12 protein-coding genes are annotated in these 14,888 nt (G+C 45.6%); 6 read left to right on the top strand and 6 right to left on the bottom strand.

The window, feature by feature from the left end:
- Positions 1-36 precede the first annotated feature (36 nt).
- On the bottom strand, positions 37-531 hold the full coding sequence (locus LJ740_RS02365) for a SixA phosphatase family protein (RefSeq protein WP_229527444.1): 495 nt from the start codon (positions 529-531) through the stop codon (positions 37-39).
- Positions 532-559: 28 nt separating this feature from the next.
- Positions 560-1,156 carry a TetR/AcrR family transcriptional regulator gene (locus LJ740_RS02370; protein ID WP_229527445.1) on the bottom strand — a complete coding sequence of 199 codons (597 nt, stop codon included), beginning with the start codon at positions 1,154-1,156 and terminating at the stop codon, positions 560-562.
- Positions 1,157-1,260: 104 nt separating this feature from the next.
- Between LJ740_RS02370 and LJ740_RS02375 the strand changes: the two genes are divergently transcribed.
- The 4 genes from LJ740_RS02375 to LJ740_RS02390 all read left to right on the top strand — a co-directional run bounded on the left by LJ740_RS02375 (position 1,261) and on the right by LJ740_RS02390 (position 7,990).
- Positions 1,261-1,800, top strand: coding sequence for a carboxymuconolactone decarboxylase family protein (locus tag LJ740_RS02375; RefSeq protein WP_229527446.1), 540 nt, complete (start codon positions 1,261-1,263; stop codon positions 1,798-1,800).
- 215 nt (positions 1,801-2,015) lie between these two features.
- Positions 2,016-3,650: a methyl-accepting chemotaxis protein gene (locus tag LJ740_RS02380; RefSeq protein ID WP_229527447.1), complete on the top strand. Its 1,635-nt coding sequence runs from the start codon at positions 2,016-2,018 to the stop codon at positions 3,648-3,650.
- A gap of 143 nt (positions 3,651-3,793) precedes the next feature.
- Positions 3,794-4,897: an efflux RND transporter periplasmic adaptor subunit gene (locus LJ740_RS02385; RefSeq protein WP_229527448.1), complete on the top strand. Its 1,104-nt coding sequence runs from the start codon at positions 3,794-3,796 to the stop codon at positions 4,895-4,897.
- 9 nt (positions 4,898-4,906) lie between these two features.
- On the top strand, positions 4,907-7,990 hold the full coding sequence (locus tag LJ740_RS02390; RefSeq protein WP_229527449.1) for an efflux RND transporter permease subunit: 3,084 nt from the start codon (positions 4,907-4,909) through the stop codon (positions 7,988-7,990).
- Positions 7,991-8,104: 114 nt separating this feature from the next.
- Here the strand turns inward: LJ740_RS02390 and LJ740_RS02395 are convergent, their stop codons facing one another.
- From LJ740_RS02395 to LJ740_RS02410, 4 genes are all read right to left on the bottom strand, one after another.
- On the bottom strand, positions 8,105-9,736 hold the full coding sequence (locus LJ740_RS02395; RefSeq protein ID WP_229527451.1) for a methyl-accepting chemotaxis protein: 1,632 nt from the start codon (positions 9,734-9,736) through the stop codon (positions 8,105-8,107).
- Positions 9,737-10,025: 289 nt separating this feature from the next.
- The gene (locus tag LJ740_RS02400; protein ID WP_229527452.1) at positions 10,026-10,934 is read right to left on the bottom strand and encodes an NUDIX hydrolase; all 909 of its coding nucleotides are present in this window, start codon (positions 10,932-10,934) and stop codon (positions 10,026-10,028) included.
- A 131-nt stretch (positions 10,935-11,065) separates the two neighbouring features.
- Positions 11,066-11,998, bottom strand: a complete 933-nt coding sequence (locus LJ740_RS02405; RefSeq protein WP_229527453.1) for a substrate-binding periplasmic protein — start codon at positions 11,996-11,998, stop codon at positions 11,066-11,068.
- Positions 11,999-12,111: 113 nt separating this feature from the next.
- Positions 12,112-13,017, bottom strand: coding sequence for a LysR family transcriptional regulator (locus LJ740_RS02410; RefSeq protein WP_229527454.1), 906 nt, complete (start codon positions 13,015-13,017; stop codon positions 12,112-12,114).
- Positions 13,018-13,125: 108 nt separating this feature from the next.
- Between LJ740_RS02410 and LJ740_RS02415 the strand changes: the two genes are divergently transcribed.
- Together LJ740_RS02415 and LJ740_RS02420 are read left to right on the top strand one after the other, a co-directional pair.
- Positions 13,126-13,749, top strand: coding sequence for a glutathione S-transferase family protein (locus LJ740_RS02415; protein ID WP_229527455.1), 624 nt, complete (start codon positions 13,126-13,128; stop codon positions 13,747-13,749).
- A 133-nt stretch (positions 13,750-13,882) separates the two neighbouring features.
- Positions 13,883-14,887: a pyridoxamine 5'-phosphate oxidase family protein gene (locus LJ740_RS02420; protein WP_229527456.1), complete on the top strand. Its 1,005-nt coding sequence runs from the start codon at positions 13,883-13,885 to the stop codon at positions 14,885-14,887.
- Position 14,888 lies beyond the last annotated feature (1 nt).

The raw sequence follows: 14,888 nt of genomic DNA on the forward strand, positions 1-14,888 counted from the left end.
TTAACGAGGTAAAGACGGGACGCTATGCCTTGTCGGTTATTTGTCGGTACTTTTGTGCGGTACACGCCAATCCTGAATCACACCGACGTCAGGAGCCAGTAACCGCCAATGACCCAGGGCTAAACTGATTTCAACCCGCCCTGAGGTCACAAGATTAACCGGTTTACCTTTGCCCGGACATAGCCAGTCAATCAGGTCGTTAAATCCGGGATTGTGGCCAAACAGGTATAGCCGTGTAATATCATCGCTCAGCTCACGCAGAATCGCGACCAGATTGTCCCGACTTGCTTCAATTAATCGCGGTTCCATACGCAAACACTGATAATCCCAGCGTTGTGCCTGAAAGTAACATACTGCAGTTGACCAGGCCCTGACAGCGGGAGAACAAAGCACCATGTCAGGTGCCTGCTGACTGTGGCTGGCCATTTCAGGTGCCTGCATCAGGCCGCGCTGATTGAGTGGTCGATAACAATCCTCGGTGGCGTATTTCCAACTGGATTTGGCGTGTCGACACAATATCAGTGTTTTCATACTTTATACCAACTCCATTAAATGCCAGTTAGTGCGATGGTGTTTGTCTGAATATCGATGCCACAAACTGGGCGACTAATGCGGCGATCACTTCAGGCTCTCTGTTCAACTTTAATTGCGCTTTCAGGCCCATAATTTGCGCCTGAATAATGATTGCCAAACCTTTAGCCTGTGCGGAGATTTCTTCCGGGCTTTTCCCAAGCTCCGCCAATACCAACTCTGTTTGCTGCTGCAATTCATCACGCACTTCCAACAATGCGTTTCTGGCATAGCTTACTAAATCCGGTTGGCGGGTTTCTAATTCATTCACGGTTTTCACCAAAAAACACAGATCCGAGGGTGCGCTGTTGTCAGTGAAAATAGCCAGCGAAATGGTTTTTGTTAAACCTTCAATCGCAGTATCAGACCCGGCCATAGTAGTCTTCATTTTTAACAGCCATTGCTTTTTATAGCACTCAAGTGTTCTGAGGTATAAGGTGTCTTTGTCTCCGAAAGCCCCATAAATACTGCCCGGCCTCATGTCCATGGCATGCTGCAACTGCCTCATTGTTGTTGCACCATAGCCGTTCATCCAAAACAACTGCGTTGCCTTTTCGATGGCAGTGTCAATATTCACCCGAGTCATATCTGTTTCCAATCAAATTTGAACATTTGTTCAAATTTACCTTGAACAAGCGTTCAATTTCAAATAAATTTAAATGGTAAATTCATTACAGAGGACTAACAAAGATGACTGATTTCACTCTCCACACTCTGGAAAGCGCACCAGAAGCAGCAAAACCTTTACTCAAAAAAAGCCAACAAGACTTCGGCATGATCCCAAATCTGCATGCCGTAATGGCTGAATCACCAGAAGCCTTAGAGGCCTATCAGCAATTGCACCGGTTGTTTACTCAAAGTTCATTGAATAAAGATGAGCTGACGGTCGTCTGGCAAACCATTAACCGCGCCCATAATTGTCATTATTGTTTGCCGGCTCATAGCCTTGTGGCGCAAATGATGGGCGTTAACAGCGAGCTAAACGACGACGTGAAAAATGGCAAAGTACTGGCAAATGCGAAACTCGAAACTTTGCGAGTAACCACGCTGGCGATGGTGGAGCAACGCGGTAATTTAAGTGCAGAGCAAACAGAAGCCTTTTATCAAGCGGGTTATTCTAATCAGGACATGTTGGCCATTATTTTAGGCATGGCGCAAAAGGTAATGAGCAATTTTACCAATCACATCGCCAATACGCCGGTGGACGACGCATTTAAAAAGTACATTTAATTCCATATTTTTAATATATCAAAGTTGCAATAATAAAGTTATTGCAACTTTTCTGTTCCTGATCCCAACTCAAAAATAGGAAAATATTCAATAGTTTGTAATTTCCTTTTTATATTCAACTGCGCAAATTTTAAAAATATGACGGTTCATACTGGTACAAATTAGATTTTATACAATACTGAAAAGACTAATTTGAAATAACGTTTTGCACCACTATGCTTAACCAACTGACTGTAAAAACAAAACTCCTTTCACTTTGTGTCATTCCCTTATTCGCTTTTGTATTCATGAGCTTGTTTATGATCGGTATCATGGAAACACTGATTCGCGGCATCGACAGTCTTTATGATGATCGCATAGTTCCACTAAAACAAATAAAAGTAGTTTCGGATAATTACGCGGTAAATATTGTCGATCATTACCACAAATATCGCGCGGGTTTAATCGATAAAAACAAACTACTTAGCGATATAAAACAATTTAGAAAAACCGCCGATGAAAACTGGCAAAAATACCTGCAAACAAAATTGACCAGTGAAGAAAAAAGGCTCACTGAAGTGTCTGCCAGAGAGTTGCAAAATGTCGTTCGATTGATTGAATCCTACGAGCGAAATATTCAGACCTCGGCAAACAATCCATTGCAGGGAGATAATTTTGTTAAAGAGCTCTATTCCGTATTTGATCCTTTAAGTGCCAGTTTTAATGACCTGATTGATTTACAACTGAATGAAGCCAGTAAATTCAAAGCTGAGTCAGATGCTGAATTTGAAACCACGGAAACACTGCTCTACATAACGTTATTTGCATTAATCATAGGAATGATCGTGCTGGCATGGCTTGTTTACCGCAGTATTCAATTTGCATTGCGAGCGCTCAGAGACACCATTATTAATATTGCAGACACTGCCGATTTAAGACTGCGAGCCATTGATGACGGCGGTGATGAAATTGCAGAAACCGCCGCAGGTTTTAACAAAATGTTAGAGCGCCTTGAAAACCTGGTCAGAAACGTCTCTAAAGCAACCTATACCTTGTCTTCTTCTGCGGAAGAAATGAGCAGTATCAGTACTCAGGTTGCAGCCACAGCCACTGAGCAAGAGCAGCAAACCACCATGATTGCCACAGCAATCACAGAAATGAGCACGGCCATTCAGGAAGTGGCCAATAATGCCAATAGCTCCTCTGTAAAAGCCAATGACGCCAATGGCAACGCTGCCATTGGCATTGAGAAGATACAGGACAATATAAAAGGCATTAACGAATTGTCGAATGTCGTGAATGAAAACGCACAAAAAATCACCTTATTAAATCAGCAAACCAATGAAATTAATCAGGTGGTGTTGATGATCCAGGGCATCGCTGAGCAAACAAATTTACTGGCCCTAAATGCGGCAATTGAAGCTGCCCGGGCCGGTGAATCAGGCAGAGGATTTGCCGTAGTTGCCGACGAAGTACGCCAGTTAGCTCACAACACTCAGGAGTCTACCACCAAGATCAACGATATGATTAGCAAACTACAGATGTCAGCCAAAGAAGCGGTAGAATCAATGTCTACAGCGCAGGACAAAGCCAGTCAAAGTGTGGAACACGCCAAAGATTCATCTAATGTTTTGCAGGAGATTGTCACTGCTGTGATGGAAATTTCAGATATCAATGCACAAGTCTCGGTAGCCACAGAAGAGCAAACTGCGGTTGCCAATGAAATCAGTGAAAATATCAATGAATTCACTATCAGTACCGGGATGGTGGCTGAAAACGCCAATCACAGTGCAGTAGCCAGTCAGGAATTGGCCAAGCTGGCCAGCGAACTACAGAGTCAAATTCAGATATTTAAAACCAACCAGGCGTAACCCCTTACGCCAGAGTGTGATTGTAAAGATTTGTCAGGTTTTCTAAATAAAAGTAAAACCTGCAGCGAGGTACGGTGCTAAATGCTAACATCCGCGTCTAATTCGCCCTATAATTTACTCATTCCACATTAAACGGAAGTACCATGAAAGCCAAGACACTCTCCCTCTCGCTGTTATTCAGTCTGATTTCCTGCAGCGAAGTTAAACCCCCGCCCGAGCCTGCAATTCGCCCCATCACCTGGGTGCAGGCTGAACCGTCATCTTTCAAACAAATTCGCAGATTGTCGGGAACCATTCAACCGGTAGAGGCCACCAATTTAAGTTTTGAAGTTGGCGGCAAAATCAAAACCATCGATGTTGATTTAGGGGACAGGATTCAAAAGGGTCAGATTATTGCGAGACTGGACCAGCGCACCTATCGGTTGTCGCTGCAATCTGCAGAAGCAAACTTACAACAGGCCAAATCTTCGTTAAGTGAAGCACAGAACGAATTTACGCGCTACAAAGAGCTTATCGCAAAAGGACTGGTGTCGGCGTCGGGGTTTGACAATGTCAAAGCAGCCTTTGAGTCTGCAGAATCAGCCGTCAATATTGCGCAGGCGCAACTGGATATCGCCAGAAAAGATCTGGCAGATACCGAATTAGAAGCTCCCTATGATGGCACGGTGACTAAAAGACTGGCGGAACCGTCCATGCAGATATCACCCGGTCAGGCAATTTTCGAAATTGAAGGAACAGACGGCCTGGAAGTAAAAGTAATGGTACCAGAAACCTTAATTTCCCGGCTGAACAAAGAAGTTGATGTCGCCGTGAGCTTTCCGGCATTACCAGGCATGAGCAACACGGGAACAATTACCGAATTAGGTTCCCGAGCTGAATCAGCGAATGCCTTTCCGGTCAATGTTTTTGTGCTCTCGCCACCTAAAGAACTCAGAGCAGGTATGACAGCTGAAGTGGACTTCTCGTTTCAGGGGGCGGGACGGACCGGCTATTCTGGTGACATTTTCAGGCTGCCCATTGCCGCCATCATGCCTGGTCAGGGTCAGACAAGTTATATATTTGTGTTTGACCCAACCAGTCAAACAGTCAGCAAACGCTTAGTGCAAACAGAGAACATTTACGACAATCAGATATTGGTAAGTACGGGCCTTGAACCGGGCGAAATTGTTGCCACAGCCGGGGTCAACTACCTACAGGATGGACAAACAGTCAAATTGCTCGATAAGCATGTTCAGCAGTATAACTAAGAGGTGAACATGAACTTAACTGAGATAGCTTTTCAGTATCGCAAGCCGGTATTGATGATTTTGGTACTATTGCTGATCAACGGCCTATTTGCCTATTTTACCTTGCCAGCCAAAGAAGATCCGACCATAACCATCAGAACAGCAGTGGTCAGCACCCGATTTGAGGGAATGTCGCCAGAACGTGTCGAACAGTTGATTACTAAAAAACTCGAAGAAGAAATTCGCAAAATACCGGAAGTGGAAAAGATTCGCTCTACCTCTTCAACAGGACTTTCCACAATTCACGTTGAAGTATACGACCGTTATTTTGATCTGGAACTTATCTGGCAGGATCTGCGCAACAAGGTAAAACAAGCCCAGGCAAATTTGCCATCTGGCACCCAAACTCCGTTTGTTAACGATTCTTATGGTGACGTGGCTGTAGCCACCCTCGCCCTCACTTCAGATGACTTTTCGCCGGCAGAAATGGCCGACATCAGTACCCATATCCGCGATATGTTGTATTCGGTACCCGGTACAGAAAAAGTGGACATTTCGGGCACGCAGGAAGAACGAATATTTTTGGAAGCCTCAGGGGCCAAATTATCGCAATTGGGCATTTCTCCCTACACATTGAGCGCGGAATTATCAAAGCAAAATATAATCATGCCCGGAGGACAGATTGATACTGGCAGCAAAGCCTTTGTGGTAGAACCTACCGGAAACTTCAATTCAATAGAGGATATCAGTAACACCCATATCTCTATTCCGGGCAATGAAGAAACCATCGCATTGAAAGATATTGTCACCATTAAAAGAGATTATCGCGATCCTGTGTATCAACCCGCTTACTTCAATGGCAAGCCAGCAATTATGTTTGCTATCAATATGGCCAGCAACTACAACATATTAGAATATGCGCCACGGCTTAAAAGCACTCTGGACAGAATCCTCAATACACTGCCTATTGGTTACAACATTGAAGTGGCAACCTGGCAAGCAGACCAGGTGGACAAAACCGTATCCAATGTCTCAGTCAGTGTGTTGCAAACCTTGATAATTGTCTTGCTGGTGGTGATATTCTTTCTCGGTAAACGTACAGGGTTGATCGTCGGCTCGATCATTCCCTTCGTAATGCTGGTCACGCTGGCTATTATGCAATTCAGCGGCATGCTGCTGGAACGCATGAGTCTGGCTACCCTGATAATTGCGCTGGGGCTATTAGTAGACAACGGTATTGTCGTAGCCGAAGATTTCAAACGGCGACTTGAAACAGGTGTTGCGCGAAAGCAGGCTATGATTCAGGGAGGCAAAGAGCTAGCGATGCCGCTACTTAGCTCCTCGCTGACCACCATTTTATTCTTCATTCCTCTGATGATGGCTGAACACGCGGCCGGTGAATATACCCGCTCAATTTCATTGGTGATATTAATTACTTTGTTGAGCAGTTGGCTACTGGCACTGTGTGTGACTCCGGTCCTGTGTTATTACTTCATTAAAGTAGACGACACCGCAAGCAATTCGGACAACAACAGTGCCCTTCCAGCGAGCACTATGTTGGGCAACATTCAGCAGCAGTATCGCGATTTCCTGCATTGGATATTAGCGCACAGGGGCGTATTTGGCGGCATAATGTTGGGCCTGTTTATACTCAGCCTTTTGAGTTTTAACTTTGTTTCAAAACAGTTTTTTCCCGACTCTGATCGCAATCAACTTACCGTGAATATTGAAATGGCTAACGGTACCTCGTCCCGCACAACTAACAAGCAAATGCAGGACATTTTTGCCTGGTTGAACGACAAAGAACAATTTCCGGAAATTGAGCGTTTCACCGGTTATGTTGGGTTTGGCGGGCCACGCTTTGTGCTGTCACTCAACCCTATCGATCCCGCTGATAACAAAGGATTTATTGTTATCAATTTGACAGATGCAGAGACAGTGGATGCCATGCAACAACGCTTGCACAAAGGTTTTATCGAAAATTTCCCCGATGTTTTCGCCCGGGTGGAAAAAATGTTTCTTGGTCCTTCCGATTCCAACACCATTAAAATTCAGGTGAAAGGCCCGGACAAAGACATTATTTACAGCAAGGCTCAGGAGGTCATGGCGTTATTGCAATCAATACCTGATACCGTGGATATTCGTCAGGACTGGGAAAACCTGATTGTTAAGGTTCAGGTGCAGGTTGATCAACATAGGGCAAGACGTGTCGGCATTACTTCAGAAGACATCGCCAATGAGCTACAGGGCTTTTTTTCCGGTTCATTAGTAACTGAATACCGCGAAAATGAAGATATTATTCCGGTGATGTTTCGCGCGAATGAAAGCGAGCGCTTTAATCTCGACAGGCTGCGCACTGTGTCCATCTACTCCAGTAAGTTAGGACAGGCCGTCCCCTTGTTTCAGGTGGCTGACTTCGGGCCTGTATATCAGTATTCAAAGATTCAACGCGAGAATTTATTTCGCACGGTAAGTGTTGAAGGACGCAACCTGATGATGTCTGCAGAGGATTTAAAGGCGCTGATAGATGCCGATATCCAGGCGCTGGCTGCCGATCTCCCCTTAAACCACTATATCGAATACGACGGAGTTATTGTGGAATCTGCCGGTGCTGCAGAAGCACTCAGTGCCAACATGCCACTGGCGATGGCCATCATTGTTATTCTATTGGTACTGCAGTTTAACTCGTTCCGACGCGCCGGGATTATTCTCCTCACCATCCCGTTGTCTGTTATCGGTACCGTTATCGGACTGCTGGTGATGAATGCCCCCAGTGGTTTTATGGTAACGCTGGGGATCTACAGCCTGGCGGGGATTATTATCAATAATGCCATCGTGCTGATAGACAGAATTGACATCGAACGGCAGGAAGGAAAAACAGATTTTAATGCTATTGTCGATGCCTGCATTACCCGGCTTCGTCCAATAACGATGACCACCATCACCACTGTGATGGGATTGCTGCCTCTGATAGTGTTTAAAGATCCGTTGTTTTACGGCATGGCGGTGGTTATTGCTTTCGGCCTAGCGGTGGGCACACTGCTGACCCTGGGCGTAGTTCCTGTCCTCTATGCGGTATTTTATCGCATCAACACCGTCGCAAAGTCGGACTAAGAAATGTTTTCGGGAATGTCTGGTGACATTCCCGCCATACAGTCAGGGTCTGTTGAACTATGCAGAATGTATTCTGTTCCAAACAGACCTATTTTAGTCGCGAAACCGTCACTGCTAAATCTGGAATTTCTTCATTTCTGACTGCAACTCTTCTGACGACTGCCTGATTAAATCCGCTTTGTCATGGGCACTACGTGATACCTGTGCGGTGTCACGACTCATTTTGGAAATATCGCTGATACGTAGGTTGGCCAGTTCCGCTAATTGCAATTGCTGCTGTGAGGCCACGGCGATATTTTGGCTTTTTTGCGCACTGTCTTCAATAAGCGTAAACATTTCATCCAGTGCTTCTCTGACCTGAGAAGAACAAGAAACACTGTGCTCACTGGTTTTAATGCTGGTTTCTACTGAATCGATCGCGTCTCTGGCTACTTTTTGTAAACGCTCAATCATATTGTGAATTTCCTGAGTGCTTTCCGAGGTGCGTTTTGCCAGATTCCTGACTTCATCAGCCACAACAGCAAAACCTCGCCCTTGTTCACCGGCCCTGGCTGCCTCAATTGCAGCATTAAGTGCCAGTAGATTGGTTTGCTCTGCAACACCTTGTATAACATGCAGCACCCCTTCAATCCCTTGTACTTCCTCACCCAGTACGTGAATACTCTCACCGGCTTTTTCGATTTGTCGTTCCAGCTCTGTGATGGTCGTTGTGGATTCCTGTGTGAGTTCGCTGGCTTCATCACCTTTTTGTTTTGCCGCATTAATTGCCACCGCTGTACTGGCCACGTCTTCGTTTACTTTTTGTGCGGTTGTGGCAATCTCTTCTATTGATCTGGCTACCGTTTCAGTTTCACTGTTAAGCGAGCCGGTCAACTTATCCAGGTGCAATGACTGCTCTTCTGAATCTTTTACCTGCTCTTTCAATACCCGGGATACACCGTTGATGTTAGTGACAACATCGGTCAGCGCTTTTCGCATGTAAGTAATCGAACCCATTATACTGTCCGGGCGAAAATCGAAATCAAAGCTGTCGTCTTTCAAATCTCCCTTGGATACACGACTGACCGTGGACACTACCTGTTTAATCTCGGCACCAAGGTCTTGTTGTAAACGGGTGCCAAAATAATAGAGATAAAACGCGATTCCTATGGCAATAAGCGTAGACAACCCCACTAACCAACGGGCAATCGACCAATATCGCTCATCCACTTCTTTGAAACTAATACCAGTGCCCACATACCAGCCCCAACCCGGAGTGCGTTGCACTACAGAGGTAAGTTCCACCACTTCACCATCGCGTTTAGAAGTCCAGTCATAATTAACCATCTGGCCGTTACCCCGCATCGCTACCCGCTCCACTAAAGCACCAATGCTGTTGCCTTTGGCATCTTTAAAGTCGTTGAAACTGGTTCCCACCAGTTGCGGGTCGTGCGGCGCGGCAATAAAATCCAGGCTTTCATCAACGACATACACATATTCCGAGTCGTGATATTTGTTTTCCTGTAATATTGACGCGGCAATCATCTTGGCCTGTGTCTCCTGTAGCTTTCCGGATACAGTAAGCCGCTCTAATTGAACAATCGCAGAATAAGTGCTTTTAAATAACTGCTCAATGCGAGCAATATTATCTTGCTCACTGGCGATTTTTAACGCGTGTAATCCCAATAACGCGATACTGGACATAGATGCAGTGATCACAATAACCAGCAACAGTACTTTGGATTTTAGGGTGATTTTTGCAAACATAGTGGCGCTCCAAACAAATATCATCAGCACGCAAATAACGTACAAAAAACCGTTACTGTTGACTAATTATATTCACAATAATTAACTGTAAATAAGTTATAGTCCAATTTGACAACGCTGTCATTTTGTTGTCAGAGCAGTTTTCCTGATGAGTGTATTTTCATCAACCTGTCTGAAAAAGAAACAATATACGGATATGACAACGTTGTCATTTATTAACTAAAAGATCAAGGAAAAATAACAAATCTGCAAAATTACTTTGCTTTGAGGGGATGTTTTGAGTGATATTTTATCCCAGACAGGCTTCAAAATGACTTAACACTGCAACAAAGCCGCTATCTTTGACCAGCCCTTTGGCCAGCGCAATACTACACCAATGCCGGTTGCGATGATTCTCCTGCCAAACCTGTCTGGGTAGTACCTCAGTGACTTCCAACGCAAAGGTGTCTACGGTGCAGGTAGCGCCCCATTTAGGGACTTCAAACTGCCCCACTCGTTGGCCTAATACCCCCACGACGCCACCTTCGCTGCGCGCTTCTATTTCAGCGGTATATTCCGGGCTTTCACCCGGCTCCATCACCCCTTTAGGAAAACCCCAATAGCGATTCTGGTTAGACGTAATTAACATGACCTGAAGTTGTCCATGTAATCTGCGCCACGGGATTACACCCGCCTGACGATAATAATAAGCAGGTCGATCCCGCTGCTCGGTTCCGGCATCAGTTTCAAAAGTAAAGGTTTTGGGTAGTGCGGAAGATGGGATACAGGTGGCAACTTTTACCGCTAAGTTGGTCATGTTGTTGTGCTTTAACGCAATCAAACAACAACACTGGGCCTGAAGGCTTTCCATTTCTGCGGCGTCGTGCTCATCTAAATTAAGTCTGGGCGCCAACATTTTAGCAAACCAGGCATGGCTCAAGCACCAGACCGTGACACCCTCACCTGGCGTTGCCGGGGATACGTTCAGCACCTTATCTACGCAAAGTTCAGGGTTAGTCAGCAATGTCACCTGATTTCCGGAACCACCCGCGGCGGTCACCAGCTTAATGGCCAGTGGCTGTGTGGGCAGTTCAGCAATGACCTTTTGAATGCGGTCACCTTGTTGTTCTATGTGGTGTCCAAGTCGCTGCGCCTGGCGTTTAATGCTTGTCCAGGGAAGTTCGGCAGATTCGGCGGGTTGCGTAACAATTAAATGCAAGATAGAAATTCTCCAATACAACGGGTGACTGCACTGCAACTTCGCAAAGTGTGCGCTATCACGCTCCGGATTACAATCCGCCGGTTTAATCGGGTTGGTAATGTTAAGGCTCAGAGTTTGACGCAGTGCAGCTAGTACATCGAGCAGAGCCGGTTTTCCCCTACTTTATCCAGCCATTTATCTCGCAGTAATTTCAACTTTCCGGACTCGCGCCATGACGTCAACACCCGATCGAACGCTTTTTTATGCGACAGATGCTCCTCTCTTAACCTGGAGAACGCCAGATATAACGGTTGAACCGCAAGATAGGGTTGCAATACTTCGACATTATCCTGAAACGCGATAGCTTCATCGCGCTCCATATGTTGCGAAACACTATAATTAACCACGACAGGATCAGCGACGATAAAGTTTATTCTGCCTTTTTGCAGTTTTTTAATATTGGTCCAGTCGTCAACAGCAGGGTTGGTGTGAAAGTATCCCTCTTCCATCAAGGCATCAAATTCCGGTGAATTTTCATATCCGGCAACAACACCGATAGTTTGGTTTTTAAGGCTAAGCAAATCACCATTAAAATCAAAAGCATGATCTTTGCGCTTTATCAGCGCGACGTTCCCGCCGGAAAACGGCTCCGATAAGAGCAGCAGTTCGTCGCGATTCTTAGCGGGAAAGATATCTGAAGGTGCATTCGGTGCGATAGCATATTCAGGGTACAAGATATCTACCGAGCCTCTTTCAGCCATGGCTACAGCACGCTTCCATGGAACAAAATAACTGTGCACCTGATAATCAAGCTGCAAAAAAATACCAACAACTAGTTGCTGTACCCATCCTTGCCCACAGGCATTTTCTCCAATGTAAGGTAGCCAGTCCAGCGTTGCCATAGTAATGCGTTTTTCCGCATCGGCATTAAACACCCAGGCACCCCGTGCATTTTGGTAGCCCTGATATTCAATCATCTCACCATCGCGCTCAATTTCTACAATCGTGGCTAACGCTAAGCCCGGGCTGCTGACCAACAGCACCAAACAACAATGAATAATGTAGAAAGTTGGCAATCTCATTCGCTTTCCCGTTTCCCCTGTCAATAGAGATAATTCTAGTCAACTTTCAAGGTATCGTGGTTTTATGACTAAAATAAGATACCGGTGGCAAATTATCCTGCGAACAAGACTTTTTACCCAGGTGGCAGCCAGTCTTCCTGACGAAATCGCTCAGCCAGAAAATCAACCAACACTCTGACACGATGAGACAAGTGTTTGCGGTGCGGATACAGTGCATAAACACCGTATTGATAAGCTTCATATTGTTCAAATAACGGGACGATTGTATTGCATCTGATATCGTCTTTAATCACATACATTGGGCACAAGCCTATCCCCAGGCCGGACAACACCATACGTCGCATGGAACCGGGAGAGTTAGCTTCAAAGTTTCCCCTTACATCGACTTTGAATACCCGTTTGTTTTCCAAAAATCGCCAGCTGCGACCTTGTCTGAGGTTATGATCTACAAAACAATTATGGTGTGCTAATTGTTCAGGGTGAGCCGGCCTGCCATAGCGTTGAAGGTATTCAGGGGCTGCACACACCACGATGCGCATCGCGCTTAACTTACGGGCAATCATTGTTGAATCCGGCAACTCACCAATTCTCAATGCCATGTCAAACCCCTCTTCGACCAGAGAAACACGGCGGTTAGACAGGTCGATATCGACACTGATACCCGGATATAACACCAAAAAGTCCCGGATTGCCGGCACCAGATGCAGTTCACCAAACGACGTAGGCGCTGAAATACGGATACGCCCTTTGGGAGCACTGTGAGTCACTTTTATTACTGATTCAAGCTCATCAATTTGCTCGAGTAAATCAACACATTTTTCCAGGTAAGCGGTGCCGGTATCATTCAGCGTCACTTTACGGGTAGTGCGATTAAATAACTGTATCCCCAGTTCGTCTTCCAGCGCCTTTACATACTTACTCACCGTCTGAACTGCAATATTGAGTTCGTTGGCTGCTCTGGTGAAGCTGCCATTGCGCGCCACTACCGAAAACACCCGCATTAATTCAATCTTGTCCATAACTGCCCTTTATCCACATTTTATGGATTGTGTTTTGTTGTTTAGCTAATTTATCTCCAATACACATAAATTTAAACTCTGTTCTACATTGACAACACAGAGAGATTTATGATGAAAATTTATGATTTTGAATTGTCGGGCCATGCTCACAGAGCAAGACTGTTAGCCAGTTTGCTAAACCTTAATGTTGAACTTATCGCGGTGGACCTTGCTAACCGGGCTCATAAACAACCAGATTATTTGGCTAAAAACCCGTTTGGACAAGTACCGGTATTAGAAGATGGTAACAGGGTAGTTGCAGATTCAAACGCCATATTGGTGTACCTCGCAACTCAATATGACCAGGACCGTTCATGGTATCCAGATACACCTGAACTGATGGCGCAAATTCAGGTTTGGCTTTCAAAAGCAGCCAATGAATTAGTACATGGTCCGGCAGCAGCACGCCTTGTCACTGTATTTGGTGCGTCACTGGATCACGGCAGTACATTAGACAAAGCAAGTGCGTTACTTTCCATTATGGAGCAACATTTAACCGGTCGAAATTGGTTAGTCGGGGAAAATCGAACCATCGCGGATATCGCGCTCTACAGTTATACAGCCCATGCCCCGGAAGGCGGTGTTGATTTGTCTGGATTTCCGCAAGTCTGTGCCTGGCTGTCAAGAGTGGAACAATTGCCCGGATTTGTCGCTATGCCGACAACTGAAACAGATGCAAAGAAAGCGCTGTAATTAACCAACGATACCGCAATGAATGCAAGGTCAGTAGCAAAGTTCAGTTGTACAACAATGCTTTGCTGCTGACCTGACATTTAAAATAACTGCGGCACAGACAAAGTAAGCAAAAATGCCAAAGGAGTCTCTGATGACCACCTATCCATTGTTTCACCACGGTGAAATCAGCGTTCAGGAAAAGCTGGGTGTTGCAGAATCAGTTGCCCGTACCAGTGAAAGAATGATACGGGATCATATGCCAGAACAGCACCGACTGTTTTATCAAACACTGCCAATGGTATTTCTGGGACACCAGGATATCGATGGTCAGGTATGGGCTTCGGTACTCTGTAACCAGCCCGGATTTATGCGAACGCCCTCGGATAAAAAGGTGGTTTTAAATGCAACTCCGCTAGCAGGAGATCCATTAGCAGAATCCCTGAAGCTGTTTAATGAGTCAATGATGGCTGAATTTCCGGTTGGCTTACTGGGTATCGAGCTGGAGACCAAAAGGCGGAATCGGCTATCAGCGATGGTATCCGACATCAGTAGCAAGCAAATTAGCCTGAATGTTCTGCAAACTTTTGGCAACTGTCCGCAGTATATTCACACGCGCACCAGGCAAGCGGCCCCGGTAAAAACCCAGGCAGTAACATACCGGTTTAATCAGTTTAATGGCGAGATAAATCAGATTATTGAGCAAGCAGATACGTTTTTCGTAGCCAGCTCAGCCGGGCGCTCCATTCAAAACGGCGTGGCCTACGGTGCGGATGTCTCACATCGGGGCGGTGTCCCCGGGTTTGTTCGAACAGAAGACAACACGACCTTGTTGATTCCCGACTTTAGCGGCAACAAGGTGTTTAATACCCTGGGAAATTTTCAAATCAACCCTGCGGCAGGACTTTTGTTTATCGATTTTGCCTCCGGCGATGTACTCACTATGACCGGAAACGCAGAAATATTATGGGAACACCCACTGCTACCGTATTTTGACGGTGCAGAGCGATTCTGGCGATTTAATCTTGCAACCGGATTATTGATAAAGCAGGCTTTTCCCTGGCGCTTCACGCTGGAAAATCATTCACCCAATAATTTATCGACGGGTACCTGGCAACAAGCGGAATCCGCTGCAACAGGTAATGAAAAAGCTGAGTGAG

Source organism: Planctobacterium marinum (assembly GCF_020687805.1).
In the GTDB taxonomy this organism is placed as follows: Bacteria; Pseudomonadota; Gammaproteobacteria; order Enterobacterales; family Alteromonadaceae; genus Planctobacterium; species Planctobacterium marinum.

Bases quoted from the DNA above. Each gene is read 5' to 3' on its own strand.
- LJ740_RS02365 (WP_229527444.1), bottom strand. From the start codon at position 531: ATGAAAACACTGATATTGTGTCGACACGCCAAATCCAGTTGGAAATAC.
- LJ740_RS02370 (WP_229527445.1), bottom strand. From the start codon at position 1,156: ATGACTCGGGTGAATATTGACACTGCCATCGAAAAGGCAACGCAGTTG.
- LJ740_RS02375 (WP_229527446.1), top strand. From the start codon at position 1,261: ATGACTGATTTCACTCTCCACACTCTGGAAAGCGCACCAGAAGCAGCA.
- LJ740_RS02380 (WP_229527447.1), top strand. From the start codon at position 2,016: ATGCTTAACCAACTGACTGTAAAAACAAAACTCCTTTCACTTTGTGTC.
- LJ740_RS02385 (WP_229527448.1), top strand. From the start codon at position 3,794: ATGAAAGCCAAGACACTCTCCCTCTCGCTGTTATTCAGTCTGATTTCC.
- LJ740_RS02390 (WP_229527449.1), top strand. From the start codon at position 4,907: ATGAACTTAACTGAGATAGCTTTTCAGTATCGCAAGCCGGTATTGATG.
- LJ740_RS02395 (WP_229527451.1), bottom strand. From the start codon at position 9,736: ATGTTTGCAAAAATCACCCTAAAATCCAAAGTACTGTTGCTGGTTATT.
- LJ740_RS02405 (WP_229527453.1), bottom strand. From the start codon at position 11,998: ATGAGATTGCCAACTTTCTACATTATTCATTGTTGTTTGGTGCTGTTG.
- LJ740_RS02410 (WP_229527454.1), bottom strand. From the start codon at position 13,017: ATGGACAAGATTGAATTAATGCGGGTGTTTTCGGTAGTGGCGCGCAAT.
- LJ740_RS02415 (WP_229527455.1), top strand. From the start codon at position 13,126: ATGATGAAAATTTATGATTTTGAATTGTCGGGCCATGCTCACAGAGCA.
- LJ740_RS02420 (WP_229527456.1), top strand. From the start codon at position 13,883: ATGACCACCTATCCATTGTTTCACCACGGTGAAATCAGCGTTCAGGAA.